Origin of the sequence: Cupriavidus necator N-1 (genome assembly GCF_000219215.1) — a bacterium.
GTDB lineage: Bacteria > Pseudomonadota > Gammaproteobacteria > Burkholderiales > Burkholderiaceae > Cupriavidus > Cupriavidus necator.
In genome coordinates this window covers 1,340,108-1,357,396 of sequence record NC_015723.1, presented here as the reverse complement: position 1 = coordinate 1,357,396, position 17,289 = coordinate 1,340,108, and the positions used below count along the sequence as shown (strand labels likewise).

The 17,289-nt window shown below is 64.8% G+C and carries 14 protein-coding genes and 1 pseudogene; 4 read left to right on the top strand and 11 right to left on the bottom strand.

The window, feature by feature from the left end:
• Positions 1–4 precede the first annotated feature (4 nt).
• From CNE_RS24340 to CNE_RS24330, 3 genes are all read right to left on the bottom strand, one after another.
• Entirely contained in the window at positions 5–184 is a 180-nt protein-coding gene (locus CNE_RS24340) for a YnbE family lipoprotein (protein ID WP_013952942.1), read from the bottom strand.
• Complete coding sequence (locus CNE_RS24335; RefSeq protein ID WP_013952941.1) at positions 181–2,841, bottom strand: YdbH domain-containing protein; 2,661 nt, start codon at positions 2,839–2,841, stop codon at positions 181–183. Before CNE_RS24335 ends, CNE_RS24340 begins: the two co-directional genes overlap by 4 nt.
• 429 nt (positions 2,842–3,270) lie before the next feature.
• A complete protein-coding gene (locus CNE_RS24330) occupies positions 3,271–3,705 on the bottom strand; it encodes a hypothetical protein (protein ID WP_085959704.1) in 435 nt (144 codons plus the stop codon).
• 737 nt (positions 3,706–4,442) lie between these two features.
• Here CNE_RS24330 and CNE_RS24325 point away from each other — a divergent pair.
• Positions 4,443–5,672: a molybdopterin-dependent oxidoreductase gene (locus tag CNE_RS24325; RefSeq protein WP_013952939.1), complete on the top strand. Its 1,230-nt coding sequence runs from the start codon at positions 4,443–4,445 to the stop codon at positions 5,670–5,672.
• Positions 5,673–5,682: 10 nt separating this feature from the next.
• Complete coding sequence (locus tag CNE_RS24320; protein WP_013952938.1) at positions 5,683–5,961, top strand: c-type cytochrome; 279 nt, start codon at positions 5,683–5,685, stop codon at positions 5,959–5,961.
• Between the two features lie 96 nt (positions 5,962–6,057).
• On the opposite strand, the pseudogene CNE_RS24315 reads toward CNE_RS24320, so the two are convergent.
• A pseudogene (locus CNE_RS24315) lies at positions 6,058–6,216 on the bottom strand (Txe/YoeB family addiction module toxin); the annotation flags it as partial.
• A 105-nt stretch (positions 6,217–6,321) separates the two neighbouring features.
• On the opposite strand from CNE_RS24315, the gene chrA reads away from it, so the two are divergent.
• On the top strand, positions 6,322–7,551 hold the full coding sequence (gene chrA, locus CNE_RS24310) for a chromate efflux transporter (protein ID WP_013952936.1): 1,230 nt from the start codon (positions 6,322–6,324) through the stop codon (positions 7,549–7,551).
• Between the two features lie 37 nt (positions 7,552–7,588).
• On the opposite strand, the gene CNE_RS24305 is transcribed toward chrA, so the two are convergent.
• From CNE_RS24305 to CNE_RS24275, 7 genes are all read right to left on the bottom strand, one after another.
• Positions 7,589–8,968, bottom strand: a complete 1,380-nt coding sequence (locus CNE_RS24305; RefSeq protein ID WP_013952935.1) for a YncE family protein — start codon at positions 8,966–8,968, stop codon at positions 7,589–7,591.
• A 36-nt stretch (positions 8,969–9,004) separates the two neighbouring features.
• Positions 9,005–9,451 carry a CopM family metallochaperone gene (copM, locus tag CNE_RS24300; RefSeq protein WP_013952934.1) on the bottom strand — a complete coding sequence of 149 codons (447 nt, stop codon included), beginning with the start codon at positions 9,449–9,451 and terminating at the stop codon, positions 9,005–9,007.
• 111 nt (positions 9,452–9,562) lie between these two features.
• Entirely contained in the window at positions 9,563–10,381 is an 819-nt protein-coding gene (locus CNE_RS24295; protein WP_013952933.1) for a hypothetical protein, read from the bottom strand.
• Positions 10,382–10,499: 118 nt separating this feature from the next.
• Entirely contained in the window at positions 10,500–11,690 is a 1,191-nt protein-coding gene (gene ampC, locus CNE_RS24290; protein WP_013952932.1) for a class C beta-lactamase, read from the bottom strand.
• 163 nt (positions 11,691–11,853) lie between these two features.
• Positions 11,854–14,550, bottom strand: coding sequence for an alpha-ketoglutarate dehydrogenase (mdeB, locus tag CNE_RS24285; RefSeq protein WP_013952931.1), 2,697 nt, complete (start codon positions 14,548–14,550; stop codon positions 11,854–11,856).
• A gap of 180 nt (positions 14,551–14,730) precedes the next feature.
• Positions 14,731–15,210 carry an Lrp/AsnC family transcriptional regulator gene (locus CNE_RS24280; protein ID WP_010809356.1) on the bottom strand — a complete coding sequence of 160 codons (480 nt, stop codon included), beginning with the start codon at positions 15,208–15,210 and terminating at the stop codon, positions 14,731–14,733.
• A gap of 168 nt (positions 15,211–15,378) precedes the next feature.
• On the bottom strand, positions 15,379–16,311 hold the full coding sequence (locus tag CNE_RS24275) for a LysR family transcriptional regulator (protein WP_013952929.1): 933 nt from the start codon (positions 16,309–16,311) through the stop codon (positions 15,379–15,381).
• Between the two features lie 166 nt (positions 16,312–16,477).
• On the opposite strand from CNE_RS24275, the gene CNE_RS24270 reads away from it, so the two are divergent.
• Positions 16,478–17,242: an SDR family oxidoreductase gene (locus CNE_RS24270; RefSeq protein ID WP_013952928.1), complete on the top strand. Its 765-nt coding sequence runs from the start codon at positions 16,478–16,480 to the stop codon at positions 17,240–17,242.
• Positions 17,243–17,289: the final 47 nt, after the last annotated feature.

Below are 17,289 nucleotides of genomic sequence, written 5' to 3'. Positions count from 1 at the left end.
GCTCCTAGAACAATGTGCGGTCTTCACTGATGAGTTTATCCACATCTTTTTCTACCTTGAGGCGAATCTCATGATCAATCTTCACATTCAGATTGATGGTGATCGGGTCTTTGGGGGCCTCAAGGGCGATCCGAGGCGTGCAGGCGGCCAGCGTCAGTAAAGCGACAAGCAAAACGGGTTTCATGGCGTGTCCTCCACGTCATCGCTGCGTGAGCCTTCTGCAGGCATCTGGTTCAGTACCCGCCGGGAGATATCATCCCCAATGCGCAAGCTGCGCAATAGTTCGAACACGTTCTCCCGGTGCGTGTAGTTTAGTACGATTGGCAAGCTCTTCTTCTGCGGGTTCTGGCCTTTGATGGTGACCGCGGCGTCCAGCCAGCCGTCCGGTTTCATATTCAGACGCGCCTCGAATTCGTCAATTGCCAGATTGCTCAGAGCATCGAGCGCCAGTTCCACCGCGCGATTGGATTGGCCTATCGCGGTGACCCCGGCAGATGGCAAGACCTTGAGTAGCAAGGGGCCCTCGTTGCTCACGTGACCCGACCGCAAGGCCAGGGAGTCCTTCGTCAGTTGTAGTGGCAGATTGCCGCCCACGCGGCCAGCGAGTTGAACGGTCGGGTTCGGATCGCTTTGCAGCGCGGCCACCTCTGCGAGGTTGATGCGGCCGATGGTCACGGCCTGAAGCTGAGAGGACGGCCATTGCAAGGTGGGAGCGTGCATATGGCCTCCTAGCACGTCGGCGGAAACATCGACGGCGTGCCAGGTGGTCAAGTCAGATTGGACCGTCATGCGGATATTGCGCACCAGGGTGCCCACATCCAGTTCGGCGAGCATGATCGGGCCGATGCTTGTGAGCGCTACGCCATTTCTGTGCAGCTCAATATGCGCTGCCCCATTGCCACCCGTGGCCAGAATGCCTCCCCAGTCCAGCGCCAGCCCGGACACGAATATGTCGCCTTGCAGCCGCCAGTCATCCTGCCACTGCCAGTGGCCTTGGCCATTGAGCGTGCCTTGCTTCAAGGTGAAGCCGAGGCTGCGGCTCATGGATGCAGACAGCGGTGTCCTGATCTCCATCATGCCTTTCACTCCGGCGTTCCTTCCGCGGCCAGCCAGCTCTGCTGTGAAGGTCAGCTCGGATTGCCAGGCCGGTGCGCGCAGCGTGGCCCTGCCTTGCTGCCCGGCGAAGGCGATTTTCCCAGTGACGGTGGGCAGTACCCAGCGGGTTGCAACGATGCCCTCCGCCTTGACCTCCAGCTTGCCGAATACGCCTTGGGGCCCGACGCGCAGAGGCGTTGTGGCGACCACGGCGATCGGCTTGATCAATATCGTTCCGACCAGCCCGCCGGCTATCGTTGCGCGACTGCCAGTGCCCAGGTACCACTGCCCGTCCTTGCCAAACCAGGGCGCGACGAGCTTCAGCCCCCCGCCCCGCGCGTAGAAGGGGAGCCGCGAGTCGGCTTCAACCGTACCTTCCCAGCGTCCTCGCGCAAAGCGGGCGCTGAGCGCCCCCGTGACAAGGGCGTTGCCATAGTGGCCATTGAACTCCGCGCGCGTGGTCCAACTCGGCGCCTGCAAGCCGGTCACCGGCACGCTCACTGCCAGCAACAGCTCTGGTCCCCTGACCGTGAGGCTAGCCGGTTCCCCCGCCAGCCCGGAGGCTTCGATGCGGCCTTGCCAAGACCCGGTCAGGTCGTATCCGGCGGTTTTGCCTGCCAGGTCAACCCGTCCTTGCCAGTTCCACTTGGCTCCCTGCCAGGCTAACCGTCCGTCGACGGTTTTGACTTCCATATCGCGATACTGAAGCTCGGCCGAGATTGCGCTTTCACCGGCCAATGCCAGCGGCAGTATCAAAGGCCGAGGCCAGCGCAGCAGAAGCCCCTCAGGGAGTTGTATCGACGCCGGCAACAGTTCCAACCCTTGCCGGTTCCAGCGAATCGGCACTCTGCCAGCTAGCGAGGGCCCGGCCAGCGTCAGCATGCCCTGGCCGCGTGCTACGCCGGTGCCCTCGGTATCCAGGGTCAGCACTATGGTGCCTTGCGGGCCTGCCGCTCGCAGGTCCAGGCGCAGGGACTCGACCCCCTCCAGATTGCCGCTGGCCCGTAGCACTTGCCGGGCTTCCAGGCTCCAGTCACCGCCGAGCGTCAACGGTGCCCCTAGCTCGGCATTCAAATGCCATCTTTTGGCGGCGAGGCTCGCCTCGAGCCTCATGTCGGACCGTTGAGGTTGATCACGATGACCCAGTTGTTGCGCCTGCGCCTGTAAATCGCCGTCCAGTCGGCTGGCTTGCCACAACCCATGTCCCGTGAAGGTCAGCGCGCCCAGGAACCCGGGCGCGATGTCAACCGCCTGAATCTGGCCCTGCGCGCTCCAGCGCCCGGAAAAGCGGTCATAGGTAGCGGTCGCATTGCTGTGCTGATACTTTCCCCATGCCTGCCAGCGCTGATCGCGCTGGCGGACGGTGACCGCTATCGGCGGCAAGCCGGGAATGGAAAGTGCATTGACGATGAGATCGAATGGCGGCGTCCATGGGGGAGGGGGTGTCTCGCCGCCAGCTTGGCAGTCGGCCAGGCTCACGCTGGCTACGGCGATCGTCACGGGCCGCCAGCCGGTGATCCGCAATCGTTCGCCGCGGGCCTGCACGCAGCCGTTTTGTAGTCTTTGCCAATGCGCCAGCTCCAGCCCGCCCTGCCAACCGAGCCCCTGGACACGTACACCCAGCGCAAATGCCGTGATTACCACCGCCAACAACATCCACACTGGCAGCAGCGCCAAGATGATCAGCCAGACATTGTTGCGACGCAAGAATGCAAGCGTTGGAGAATATTGCCGGGAGAGGAGCATGTCGCAGCCCGTCTACGTTATTGAGCTGACACTGTGATTCTTCCCTTGCCTTGGCAAACAGGTTCTATGTTCCCATGTCGCCAGGGAGTGGCTCAGGATCGATCGCATTTTCGGTTCTGACCGTGGCCAGAGATGCGTCAACCATACTCCGAACCGAAGTAGCATAGTGATTGGCGCCCATTGCGCTCTGGAGCGTTTCGCTCCACTGATCCGTATCACCTCTTGGCGAGAGGCCGACGACGATCGAAGCATCAGGGAAACGCTGCTGCACACGCCGGACAAGGTAGTGCAAGTGGGACGGGATGCCTTAAATGCTCAAATAGAAAATACACACAATCGTCGGCACGGTGACGTCCAGACCTTGCATCCGGGTGCGCGAGGCAGCGTCATGAGGGACAAGCCTGCAATCTGTCTGTTTGATGCGGTGGCTTACCGATGACAGCCGAGCCGGTATTGTTGGTCGCGCAAGGCCCGGTGGTTTTGCTTCAACTGGTCAATCTGCTGCCATGCATTCAGTTGGCGCTGCTGGCTCTCGTTGGCACGTATATGTGCGTCGATGGCTGAGCATTGACCGCGCAATTGGTTTTGCTCTTGCGCGTATTGGGCCTGTAGCTGTGCCTGCTGGTTTTGAAACTGCTTTTCTTCTGTCGCCCGCATGCGTAGATATTCCTGCTCAGCTTTGCGGACGTTTTCAGACTTGCCCATGGTGGACACGGTGCCGCCCATGGGTGAGGTGATGTCGGTGTATCCGCTGGGACAGTACCGGTCTTGGGTGTAGAGAATGCTCTTGCCACTGCGGCATTTGGCGGCGTGAGCAGTGGGCGTGCAGGCGATAGCTAGGGCAATGGCGAGAGTCTTGTACATAGGGTTCACGCTTGGGGCCAAGGCCGTCACCATCTGTTGGAGAGCTTGCTGCGTCAACCCCTCGTAAGACTTATGTAGGGCGGCTGGCGGCTGTCGATCATCTGTGCCGGAGCGAAGACGAAACGCGAGCCGTGGCGCGAGAAATTTGGCATTTGTACTACTTCATTCGGACGCTTCGGCGGGGTCTGCAAGATGCACCCAGACGGGGCGGTATTACCGCAAGATCGCGGCCACAAAAAAAACGCCTGCAGGAAGCAGGCGTTTCGAAGCGAGAGGTGTTGGATTTGCTGGCTGCTGCCGGTCAGCCGGGTGCGGGTTCCGGGCTTGTCTGGACTGTTCGCAGCGCTTGCTGTGGCAGGCGCCAGAAACGTCTACGATTTGACATAACACTTATTATGCGCAACGCTGTTGTAAGGGCCAAACCAGAATGTCCGGTTCTGGCTAAGTTCAAATGTCCGAGTGTGGCAGGCGCTTGAGATAGCCATCTGCCAGCGCTTGAACGACCTTGAGCCGGTCGATCTGCCGCACCGTCATGGCAATGGCTCCTGCTGACATGACGGGCTCCGGTCTCGGACGGACGGAAAGCCGTCAAGCTTCCCGACTTCGGCCCGACGCTGGCCTGCGAGAGAGCCTCTCTTCCGCGCCCCAGGATGAGCTTGGTGCCAGACCGCCGCTTGCTGGGCCAATGGCGCGGCATGCACTAGAGTGATGTCATGTGGACCTCGGACGGGGGCGACATGACCACACGCAGAGCGTTTCTCAAGCGCGGAGCCGGACTGCTGGCCGCCGGCACTGGGCCATTGCTGCCGGCACCGCTTTTCGCGGCGATCGCAGACATGCCGCCCGAACTGCCTGAAGGCGCGCGGGAATCAGCGGTGTTGGACGCGCTGCCGGGCAAGCTGCCACTCATCAAGCGGACTTACCGGCCACCGAACTACGAAACGCCACTGGCATATTTCGGTGAGGCCTTCACCCCCAACAATGCATTCTTCGTGCGCTATCACCTCGCTTCCATTCCCGAGGTGAACGAGGCCGACTGGCGGCTGCGAATTGGCGGAGAGGCGGCCACAAGTCCGTTCGAGCTGACGCTTTCCCAACTGAAGAAGGACTTCGAGCCGTTCGAGGTGGCGGCGGTTTGCCAGTGCTCAGGCAACCGGCGGGGCCTGTTCCAGCCTCACGTGCCGGGCGTGGAATGGGGGCCAGGCGCGATGGGCAATGCAAAATGGCGCGGCGCAAGGCTCAGGGACGTACTAGCCAAGGCCGGGATCGGCAAGGACGCCGTGGAGATTGCCTTCGACGGCGCGGACAGACCCGTGATCGCGCAGACGCCGGACTTCGTCAAGAGCATACCGGCATGGAAGGCGATGGAGGAAAGCGCCCTGATCGCCTGGGAAATGAATGGCGCCCCGCTGCCGCACTGGAACGGCTACCCTGCTCGCATCGTCGTGCCCGGCTGGACCGCGACGTACTGGGTCAAGCACATCGTCTCGATCAATGCGCTGGCCAAGCCCCTGTCCGGGTTCTGGATGAACCCCGCCTATCGCATCCCCAAGGGCAAGTTTCCGCAGGTCGACCGCTTTGTCAGCCAGGAAACCGACGTCAACATGCCAATCACTGAGATGGTGGTGAACTCGCTGCTGACGAATCCGCTGCCGGGCCAGCGCATACGGCGCGGCACGGTGCTGGAGGTGAAGGGGATCGCCTGGGACGGCGGTTACGGCATCTATCGCGTGGAAGTTTCGACCGACGGCGGGCGAAGCTGGCAAGCAAGCGAGCTTGGGCCGGAGCATGGGCGCTACGCCTTCCGGCTCTTCAGCCTGCGGTTCACGCCCGGCAAGAGCGGCAAGCTTGCCGTCATGGCCAGGGCCATCAACCGCGCCGGCGCCACCCAGACGTTCGAGCTGATCCACAATCCCGCGGGCTATCACCACAATGTGGTCCAGCGGGTCGAAGTCGAAATCGTGTGAGGGAGATGCCATGAAAGCCATGCTGCTCAGCCTCATCCTGGTGACGGGCAATGCGCTGGCCGATGAGGCGAGCATCAGGATCAAGGACGGTGCCGGCAAGGACAAGGTCATGGCCAACTGCATCAGCTGCCATAGCATCGACTACATCCCGATGAACTCGGTCTTCCTCGATCGCAACGGCTGGACCGCCACGGTGAACAAGATGGTCAAGGCGTTCGGCGCCCCCATCAAGGACGAAGACATCCCTCAGATCGTGGACTACCTCAGCCGGTACTATGGCAAGGGATGAGGCGGGCGAAGGCGGTCAGGAGGCGAAACGCGGCACCCATTGCTGTGGTGGCACTCAGGGCCTTCTGGCTTCCCGCCTGACGCGCAAGTGGTCAGCTTACTTGTCGCCGTCGTGGTAGCGGCAGCTGACAATGCGTAGCGCTTCATTATCCGCCGCATAGACCAGGCGGTTCGTGTCGTCGATGCGGCGCGACCAGAAGCCCGACAGGTTGCCCTTCAAGCCTTCGGGCTTGCCGATGCCCGCCGGAGGTAGTCTCGATACAATATCGAAGTTCGCTATACAAGGGCCGGCAGGCACTGGGGGCTTTGCGCCCACGGCTCGCGGAACTGGTCGATGAAACCTTAACCGAGAACACCGCCGATGCCCCCCAGCCCCGCTCAGGACACAAACCGCGCCGCTGACGCCGCAACACGTGGCACGGTTCCAGAGGTTCTTCGGACGTTCCTGAAACTTGGCCTGACTTCGTTCGGCGGCCCGATCGCGCACCTGGGTTACTTCCGCACCGAATTCGTGGAGCGCCGCCGCTGGCTGGACGACAAGAGCTACTCGGACCTGGTCGCGCTATGTCAATTCCTGCCGGGACCTGCCAGCAGCCAGGTTGGCATGGCGCTGGGGCTGCAGCGGGCGGGCTGGCTTGGCGCGCTGGCCGCCTGGGCGGGCTTTACCCTGCCCTCCGCGATTGCACTTGTCCTGTTTGCCTTCGGCGTTGCGCGCTGGTCCGGCGTAGCGGATTCCGGGGCAGTCCACGGCCTGAAGGTGGCGGCCGTGGCAGTTGTCGCACAGGCGGTATGGGGCATGGCCAGGTCGCTGTGTCCGGACCGGCTGCGCGCGGGCATCGCGGTCGCGGCCGCGCTTCTGGTCCTCGCGGTGCCAGGTGCGGTGGGCCAGATTGCTGCCATTGTGCTGGGTGGCCTGGTTGCGCGCTGGACCTTGCAGCTGAACCATCTGCCTCCTGCCCAGCATCTCAACTACGGTGTGAGTCGCCGGGTCGGCGTTCTGCTTCTCGCGCTGTTCGCCGTGCTGCTGGTGCTGCTCCCGGCCCTTGCCGCTGTGACCGGCTCCATGACGGTGTCGGCCGTGTCGGTCTTCTATCAGGCCGGAGCGCTGGTTTTCGGGGGGGGGCATGTCGTACTGCCGCTGCTGCAGGCTGGCGTGGTGCCCCCTGGCTGGGTCGGCAATGATGCATTCCTGGCGGGCTACGGTGCAGCACAAGCTGTTCCGGGCCCCCTGTTCACCTTTGCCGCGTACCTCGGGGCGCTCTCCCCCGCGCCATTGGGTGGATGGGTGGGCGCGCTGGTACTGCTTCTCGCGATCTTTGCGCCGGCGTTTCTGCTGGTGGCCGGCGCATTGCCATTCTGGGAAAGCCTGCGCCAGCGCGATGGGGTGCAGAGCGCGATGGGTGGCATCAATGCATCCGTGGTTGGCGTCTTGGCCGCCGCGCTGTACGACCCCGTATGGACCAGCGCGATTCACTCGAAGGCGGATTTCGGCCTGGCGCTGGCGGCCTTCGGCCTGCTCGTCTACGGCCGCGTGTCCCCCGTGCTGGTGGTGGCTGGCGCGGCGCTGGGCGGATGGATCCTGGCGCTCTAGCCGGGGATCCGCCAACCCAGGTCACCAGGGGCTCAACTCACGGCACGCTCACCAACACCGCCGTAGCCGGATCCGCCGCCGCATCGCCCTCCATGACGATCAGCTTCGCTGGGGTGGCGCTCTTTGGCGAAAGCGTCGTCACGACTTCGCGCAGCGGGCCAATGGCGGTGCCATTGGCCATGCCGGCCGCATTGGTGCGGAAGCTTGCCACGGGCGTGGCCTGTCCTGCGACATAGACGCTGTAGGTGGTTTGCGGCTTCAGCTTGAACAGGGATACTTCCAACGCGTCGACAACACCGAGATTGCGCGCAACCACAAAGCCCTTGGCATCGCCATTGACCGGCCTGAGGGCGATGTTGACCGGATCGCTGTTCGCTCTCGGCACAAGGTTCGCGGTCCCTTCGCCGCCTGGCACGGCGTTGGAGACATAGACCAGTGCCTGCGGCGCCTGGCCCACCTGCACGCGGCTCATGACCTGGTTCGTTGCGGTGTCGATCACGTCCACGGCATCGCCGTTTTCCAGGCCGACATAGATGCGTGAACTGTCGTCGGCAGCCCAGATGCCGTGCGGCAGCGCGCCGACCGGAATGGTCGCGGCCAGCCGCGGTTCGGCCTCGGTTGTGAATACCTTGACCACGTTTTCGCCGCCCACCGTCACATAGGCGAACGTGCCGCGTGCAGTCCTGGCAAAGGCAAGGTGATTGGTGATGAAGCCGGTGTCGAAGACGCCCTTCACTTCCAGTTTTTCGGTGTCGATGCGGGTAACCTTGCCCACGTCCTTGTGCGTCATCCATACCTCGCGGGAGTCCGGCGTGAACTGCAGGAACGGTGAAAACGGGCTGGTGACATTGAGCCGCTTGACCACCTTGTGTGCCTTGACATCGATGACATCCACCACGGGGTTGAAGCTGGAGACTACGAAGGCGAGCTTGCCGGCAGGATGGAACAGCACCATGCCCGGCCCTGCCGTGGTCTGGATGCGGCGGGTTTCCCGGAACGTCACCGGGTTGATGACGGAGATATAGTCTTCGCCGCGGACGACTACCCACACCTCTTTTCCATCCGCGGTAAAGAAGCCCTCATGCGGTGAGCGGCCGATATAGGCAATGCCCTTGACTTTGTTGGTTGCGGTATCGATGAACGCAACGGAATTCGAGCCGTTCGAGATCGCGATCAGGGTCCGATGGTCAGGCGAGAAGCCAAGACCATGGACATTGAGCTCGCCCTTGTATAGCGGCGACAGCACGTCCGGCCGCGCGTTGCCGAGGCGGATCTGCCCAAGCAAGGTGTTGCTCACCGGATTGATCACTGAAACGGTGTTGCTGTTCTGGTCAGCGGTATAAACGCGATCCTGTGGCTGCGGCGCGGCGACTGCGAGAGGCGCGGCCACGGCAAGGATAAGGGCATGTCTTTTCATGAGTCGGTCCTGATGCGGGCGGTGTATGTCCGTGGGTTAGCGAGGATTGGCGGCGCCAGGTGTCCTGGCCTGGCTGCGCTGGAGCCAGGCTTGCATCAGGCGGATCTCATTTTGCTGCTCGGTGATGATGCCCTGGGCAAGATTGCGCAGTTCCGGGTCCTTGCCATACAGCAGCAGCGCCTTGGCCATGTCGATCGCGCCCTGGTGGTGCGGAATCATCATGGTGACAAAGTCGTGGTCGGGGATGCCGTTCATGGCTGCCTGCGCCATGCCGTGATCCATCACGGCCATGGCGTCACCCATCAGGCCGGAAAACGGCTTTGCGGTGCTGGCGACAAAGGGCGGCGGTGCCTGCCCCGGGGTGGTTTGGTGATGCCGGTAGGCATCCTGGGCTGGCGCGGCAAAGCTTGCAGCCCATAGGAACAGCGCCGGCACGATGCGTGCCGCAGTGCCGACGCCATTGCGTGGGGTTCTCCGTTGCATTGCAGGGTCTCCTGTTTTCCGGGCCTGGCGTTCGCCGGCGGCCGGGGGATTACCTGCGTATACACGCGGGGCGCGTGAACTATTCCATGGAGAACCGGATATTTTTGCGCGCTAGCCGTTGGGGTACGCCGCCGCGATAGCCATGGCGCGCAGCCTCTGCACCTGGGCGGACATGTCGTGCAGCAGGTAGAGGTCGCGCCGACGCGTCCAGGACTGGCCCGATTGCGCGTCGTATTCGCCAGGCATTTCCACACCTTCCGGGGCAAAGGCATTCATGCCGCGGTCGCGCGAGGTCAGCACGCAGCGCTTGACGTGGTCACGGAAGCCAATGACCCCCACTACCCCCATGCCGGCGGCATTGTTCTGTTCGAGTTCCACCACCTTTGCGGCAACGCCATCGGTGCTCAGGTAGGTGATGCTGCCATCCGGATTGGTCACCGGCTCGATCGATACCATATCGGTCAGGCCGTACTTGGACTTCAGGAAGCGCGCAATCTCCCACTGCGCGTAGACCTTTACCGGGTGCTGCTGATAGATGGCATGGACGGTGTCGGCGAGCTTTTCATTGACGGGGCCCGGGTCCGGCAGTGCGGCCTGGTTCCCGCCATTGGTCGGCGTGTTGCCGCTTTGCGCGTTCGGCCGGTTGCCGAACCCGTACGCCACGATGCGGTTCAGCCGGGATACCGCGATGGTCGGAGGCTGCCAGGTGAGCGCAAAGTCCAGCACGTGGGGCGAGATCTGCTCCGCAGCTGCGGTGTCTTTAAGCTGAACCGCCAGGCGCGCGTTCATCTGGCGCTGCAGTTCCGTATCGGAGATCGCGGCAGGTGCGTCGGCGGCATTACCGTCCCCGCAGGCGCTCAGGATGGTGGTGGCGATCGGGGCCGCAATGGCCGCGGAGGTGGATGCAAGGAAACGGCGGCGTTCAAGCATGAGTGGACTTCATCGGATAAGAATCAGGGCGACGATGCCTTGCCGGATCAACCGGCAAGAGCGGTCCAGGCAGCTTGCCTGGGCAACGTGTCGCCTTGATGAAGGGCGTGCCCTCCCCTTACCGGCTGCCGGCCCCTGCTGGCACACCGTCCAGTACCGCCAGTATCCGAAACGCTGCCTTTACCCGCTCCGGCACCGGGAAGTTCTTGTTCGCCAGCATCACGATGCCAATCCGCTTCGCCGGCACAAAGACCACGTAGGCGCCAAAGCCATTGGTCGAACCGGTCTTGTTGACCAGCACATCGGCGGGCGATGACAGCGGCGGCTCCAGCCGGCTCACCGGGTTCGCCTCGAGCACGACCTGCGGTGAACTGCCGGCCAGCACGCTGTCGACCCGGGTGGGCCAGGCGTACATTTCCCAGCCCAGCCCCTGCACCATGTCTCCGACCTTGAAGTATCCGGTGTGCGTCCCGGCAATGGCACGCCGCAGCTTGTCGTCCAGGCCGGCGCTGTCGATGTTGGCTTCGACGAAGCGGATCATGTCTGCCGCCGTGGTTTTCACGCCGTAGGCTTCGGCATCCAGCACGCCGGGCGCCACCCGGACCGGCTTGCCGTCTTTCGAATAGCCATAGGCATAGTCGCCCATGCGCGCTTTCGGCACCCTGATGTAGGTGTGGGCCAGGCCCAGCGCCGGGAACAGCGTCTTCTCCATCAGGTCATCGAAGGGCTGGCCCATGCTGCTGGCAGCCAGGTAGCCGAACAAGCCGATGCTGGGATTCGAATACTGGCGATGGGTGCCGGCGGCATATCTGGGGCGCCAGCCCCGGAAATAGTCGACCATCGACCTGGTATCGGTGACCGCATCCGGAAACTGCAGCGGCAGCCCGCCGGCTGCATAGGTGCCAAGATCGAGCAGGCTGGTCGCGCCCAGGCTGCTTCCCGCGAGCGCCGGCAGGTATTTCCCGGCAGGGTCGGCCAGAGACAGGGCGCCGCGGGCCTGTCCATAGGACGCAAGCGTCGCGGTGAAAGTCTTGCTGACCGAGCCGATCTCGAAGAGCGTGTCGCCGTCGACCTTGCGCCCGCCCGCCTTCGACGCGACGCCGTAGTTGAAGACATAGCGCTTGCCGCCGGCCGTGACGGCAACGGCCATGCCGGGGACGCCGTGCGCCGCCATCAGGGGGCGGATGGCATCGTTCACAGCGCGTTCGACCTGGCGCTGGCTGACACTGTCGGCGGCACTGGCATTGGCTGCGAAGAGGCTGCAAGCCATGGCGAAGGTAGCGATGCGGGCAACAGGAATCCGTTTCATATCTGACGCTTTGCGATCATGCTGGGGCGCGGCGCCGGTCCATGGCGGCACGGGCGCGCACCTGGAACGGCTGCAGAGGGATGAAGCTTAACAGCCGCAGCCGGAGCATGTGGAGTCCCGCACCGGTTCGCCCCGCCGGGCCTGCAGGGCGAACCGGACGATATCAGAGCGAGGACGGCGCAGGCTTGTCCGTGTCGATGCCGTAGCGCGCGATCGCCTCGGCCACCACCGACGCCGGCACCGTGCCCTGCGCCGCAAGCGCGCGCAGCGCCGCCACGCAGACATAGGCGCGATCGACCTCGAAGAAGCGGCGCAGCGACGGCCGGTTGTCGCTGCGGCCATAACCGTCGGTGCCCAGCACCGTGAAGCGGGCCGGCACATAGGGCGCAATCAGTTGCGGATAGGCACGCACGTAGTCGGTGGCCGCCACCACCGGGGCGTCGCCGGCCAGCAGCGCTTCCACATGGCTGGGGGCGATGCTGTCCTGCGGATGATGCAGGCGTTGGCGCGCGGTCTCGCGCGCCTCGCGCTCCAGCTCGGAGAAGCTGGTGACGCTGAACACCTCGCTGTCGACCTGCCAGTCCTCGGCCAGCATCCGCGCCGCGGCCTCCACCTCGCGCAGGATGGTGCCGCTGCCGAGCAGCCGCACCCTGGCGCGCCCGCCCCCTGCCACCTGCGCAAGCCGGTACATGCCGCGCACGATGTCGCGCTCCACGCCGGCCGGCATCGACGGCTGGGCGTAGTTCTCGTTCATCACGGTCAGGTAATAGAACACGTCCTCCTGGCGCTCCATCATCGCGCGCATGCCCGCGTCGACGATCACCGCGAGTTCATAGGCATAGGCCGGGTCATAGGCACGGCAGTTGGGGATGGTGGCGGCAATGATGTGGCTGGTGCCGTCCTGGTGCTGCAGCCCTTCGCCCGACAGCGTGGTGCGGCCGGCCGTGGCGCCCACCAGGAAGCCGCGCGCACGCTGGTCGCCGGCGGCCCAGATCAGGTCGCCGATGCGCTGGAAGCCGAACATCGAGTAGTAGATATAGAGCGGCAGCATGGCCGTGCCATGGGTGCTGTAGGCAGTGCCCGCGGCAATCCACGACGACATCGCACCGGCCTCGGTGATGCCCTCTTCCAGGATCTGGCCGCGGATGTCCTCGCGGTAGTACAGCATCGAGCCGGCGTCCTCGGGCTCGTACAACTGGCCCTGCGACGAATAGATGCCGACCTGGCGGAACAGGCTGGCCATGCCAAAGGTGCGCGCCTCGTCGGCGACGATGGGCACCACGCGCGGGCCGAGTGTCTTGTCCTTGAGCAGGCCAGTCAGCATGCGCACCATCGCCATGGTGGTCGACATTTCCTTCTGGCCAGCGTCCACGGCGAACTGGCCGTATTTCGCCAGCGGCGGCACCGGCACGGCGTCGGCCTGGCGCCGACGCGCCGGCAGGTAGCCGCCCAGGGCCTGGCGGCGCGCGCGCAGGTAGCGCAGCTCGGCGCTGTCCTCGGCAGGGCGGTAGAAGCGCATCGATTCCAGGTCCTCGTCGGACAGGTCCAGGCCGAAGCGGCTGCGGAACGCCTTCAGCGCCTCGAGATCCAGCTTCTTCTGCTGGTGCGTGGTGTTCTGCGCCTGGCCGGCATTGCCCATGCCATAGCCCTTGATGGTCTTGGCCAGGATCACGGTGGGCTGCCCCTTGTGCGCGCGTGCCGCGGCAAAGGCCGCATGGAGCTTGCGCAGGTCGTGCCCGCCGCGGTTCAGCGCGGCCACCTCTTCCGGCGTCATATGGGCGACCAGCGCCTTCAGCGCTTCGTTCTGACCGAAGAAATGCTCGCGCCCGTAGTGGCCGTCCTTGGCCTTGTAGGTCTGGAACTGGCCGTCCATGGTCGAGGCGAAGGCGCGCAGCAACGCGCCGGAGTGATCGCGCGCGAAGATCGGGTCCCAGGCGCTGCCCCACAGCACCTTGATCACGTTCCAGCCGGCGCCGCGGAACAGCGCTTCCAGCTCCTGCACGATCTGGCCGTTGCCGCGCACCGGCCCGTCCAGGCGCTGCAGGTTGCAGTTGATGACAAAGGTCAGGTTGTCGAGTTTCTCGCGCGCCGCCAGCGGCAGCGCGGCGATCGATTCGGGCTCGTCCATCTCGCCGTCGCCGAACACGCCCCACACGTGCCGGCCCGAAGTGGCCTGCAGCCCCCGGTGCTCCAGGTAGCGCATGAAGCGCGCCTGGTAGACCGACTGGATTGGGCCCAGCCCCATCGAACCGGTCGGGAATTGCCAGAAGTCCGGCATCAGCCAGGGGTGCGGATACGAGCACAGGCCCTGCCCGCCCGCCTCGCGGCGGAAGTTGTCGAGCTGGGCTTCGGACAGGCGCCCTTCCAGGAAGGCGCGTGCGTACACGCCCGGTGCCGAGTGCGGCTGGAAGTAGACCAGGTCGCCGCCGTTGCCGGCATCGGCGCCCTGGAAGAAGTGGTTGAAGCCGACCTCGAACAGGTCCGCCGCCGAGGCATAGCTGGAGATATGCCCACCCAGCTCACCGTAGGCCTGGTTGGCGCGCACCACCATGGCAAGGGCATTCCAGCGCACGATGCCGGTGATGCGCGCTTCCATCGCCAGATCGCCCGGATAAGGGGGCTGGCGCTCGACCGGGATGGTGTTCAGGTAAGGCGTGTTGCTTTGCGCCGTGGTCGACACACCCAGCGCGGGCGCGGCATCGAGCAGCCGGCTGAGCAGGAAGCGCGCGCGCTCCTGCCCGCATTGCGCCACCACCGCCTCGAGCGCGTCCAGCCATTCGCGCGTCTCCTGCGGATCGTTGTCGCCCTCGGGCATGGCTTGGGCGAGCAGCCGGGCGTGTGGGGAGCCAAGGTCGGTCATGGGGAAGTCTCCAATGGGTTTTGTCCCATTCTATGGAGTGCCCTCCCGCATGAGATGCTGAAGTTGACTGCCCATTCGGCAGATGGCAGCACAATCCACTGCCGTTCACCGTCCGGGCTACGCGAGAATGCTGAGGCTGCGGCGTATCCCACGCCGTGCCGGGGGGGGCGCATTGCCCGGTTAGCGCGGATTGCGCAGCGGCAACGCTGTGTCGTACATCACTTGCTTGAGTGCGAAGCTGCTGCGGATGTTGGCGACGCCGGGGATGCGCGTGATCTCGTCGACGATCAGCCGCTCCACGGCCTGGACGTCGGCCACCACGGCGCGGATCAGGTAGTCGGCATCGCCCGTCATCAGGTAGCACTCCATCACGTTGGGCAGCGCGCGCACGGCGCGCTCGAAGGCATCGAGCCCCTCACGCGCCTGCCGCTCAAGCGACACGTGGATAAAGACGTTGACGTTGAGGCCAAGCTTCTGCGGATCGAGCAGCGTCACGCGCTGCCGGATGATCCCGCGCTGCTCCAGCGCGCGCACGCGCGCCAGGCAGGGCGACGGCGAGAGGTTGACGCGCGCGGCCAGCTCGACGTTGGTCAGGCTGGCGTCGCGCTGCAACGCCTCGAGGATCCGGATATTGATTTCATCCAGTTCGGGTTCCTGCATGGGGTTCCTGTATGGCCGGCTCGATGTAAAGCGCATGGCGCCCTGCCTCCTTGCGGAAACGGGGCGCCGGGCAGAGCACTAGAATACAGGCCGCGCCACGCGGGCGGCAATCTTCCGGGCTTGCGGGGTCGCCACATGGCGCTCATGGGACCCGGCCAGCAGCCGGCATCAGGTTCCCGCGCCCTCCCCGCGTGCCTGCGCCCATGCGTCCCAGTACGGCGGACTCCCGATGGCCGTGCGCACGCACTCCGCAAACGCGCGCAGCCGCGCCGACACCCGCCGGCCTTCCGGGTGGGCGATATAGATGGATTCCGGCTCGGCCCGCAGGCCGACATCGATCACTGCCAGCGCACCCTGCCGGATGGCATCGCCGGCAATAAAGGTCGGCAACAACGCGATGCCGACTCCCGCGATGGCGGCATCGCGCATCATGTCGCCGTTGTTGACGCGCAGCGCAACGGCGGCACGGGCGATCTCGGTGCCGTCCGGGCCTTGCAGGCGCCAGTCAGCCGCGCCGCGGTTGGCGTAGAAGATGCCACGGTGCTGCTGCAGCTCCGCCAGCGTAGCCGGCGTGCCCATCTGCGCGAGGTAATCCGGGGATGCGACCAGGAGGCGGTGGCTGGGGGCAAGCTGCCATGCCACCAGGCGCGAGTTCTCCAGCGGGCCGTGCCGCACCACGGCGTCATAACTGTCCGTGGCCGCGTCCACGCGCCGGTCGTCCAGGTCCAGGCTCAGCTCCAGTTCTGGATGCCGGGCCAGGAACGGATAGATGGCAGGCCCCAGGTGCATCCGGCCAAATGTGACCGGCGCGGAAATCCGCAACGACCCGGCCAGGGTGCCGCGCCGCTCGGCAACATCGGTTGCCGCCGCCTCCACTTCATGCAGGATGCGCGCGGCCCGCTCCAGGAAGGCAGCGCCGTCCTCGGTCAGCGACAGCCGCCGCGTGGTCCGGCGCAGCAAGTTGGCACCCATCGCCTTTTCAAGCTCGGCCAGGCGTTCGCTGACCACGGACTTGGACAAGTTGAGCCGCCTCGCGGCCTCGCTGATGGAGCCTGCCTCCACCACGGCGACAAAGCTGGCGACACCTTCTAGCTTGAACATTGTTCGGCATATCCGGAAAGTTGTTCCGCGATCTTCAGTCTAGTGCGAACCGCGCGCGGTACCCATACTGGTTTCACGAGGCAGCGGGACGGTTCCTGCTGCCCTACCCGCAAAACCGGCGCCGTCGACCAGCAAGTTGCCCCGCGCGCCAGACCGGAGATCGATCATGGGACGTTTGTCTGGAAAAGTTGCCATCATTACCGGCGCCAGTGCCGGCATTGGCCGCGCCACTGCCTTGCTGTTTGCCGCCGAAGGCGCCAGGGTGGTAGTCGGTGCCCGCCGCCAGTCCGAACTGGACAGCCTGGTGGCGCAGATCCGTGACGCCGGCGGCGACGCGGTGGCGCTCGCCGGCGATGTGCGGCGCGAGGAATACGCCAGCGCGCTGGTGGCGCTGGCGGTCGAGCGCTATGGCCGCCTGGATATCGCCTTCAACAACGCCGGCACGCTCGGCGAGGGCGGGCCCAGCACCGGGGTTTCGGCGGAGGGCTGGAACGACACCCTTGCCATCAATCTCACCGGCGCCTTCCTCGGCGCCAAGCACCAGCTTGCACAGATGCTGAAGGATGGCGGCGGTTCGGTGATCTTCACATCGACCTTCGTTGGCTACACCGTCGCCTTTCCCGGCGTGGCCGCGTATGCGGCAAGCAAGTCCGGCCTGATCGGCCTGACGCAGGCGCTGGCGGCCGAGTATGGGCCGCAGGGCATCCGCGTCAATGCGATCCTGCCAGGCGCCGTGGACACGGACATGTATCGCACCATGAACGACACCGCGGAGTCGCAGGCGTTCATCACCAACCTGCATGCGCTCAAGCGCGTGGCAACGCCGGAAGAACTGGCGCGCTCGGTGTTGTACCTGGCATCGGAAGATTCGGCTTTCGTCACCGGCACGGCGTCGCTGGTGGATGGCGGCGTCTCGATCACGCGCACCTGACCCACCGGCGCCGGCGGCCAGCACGGCTGCCGGCGCTGCCGACTGGT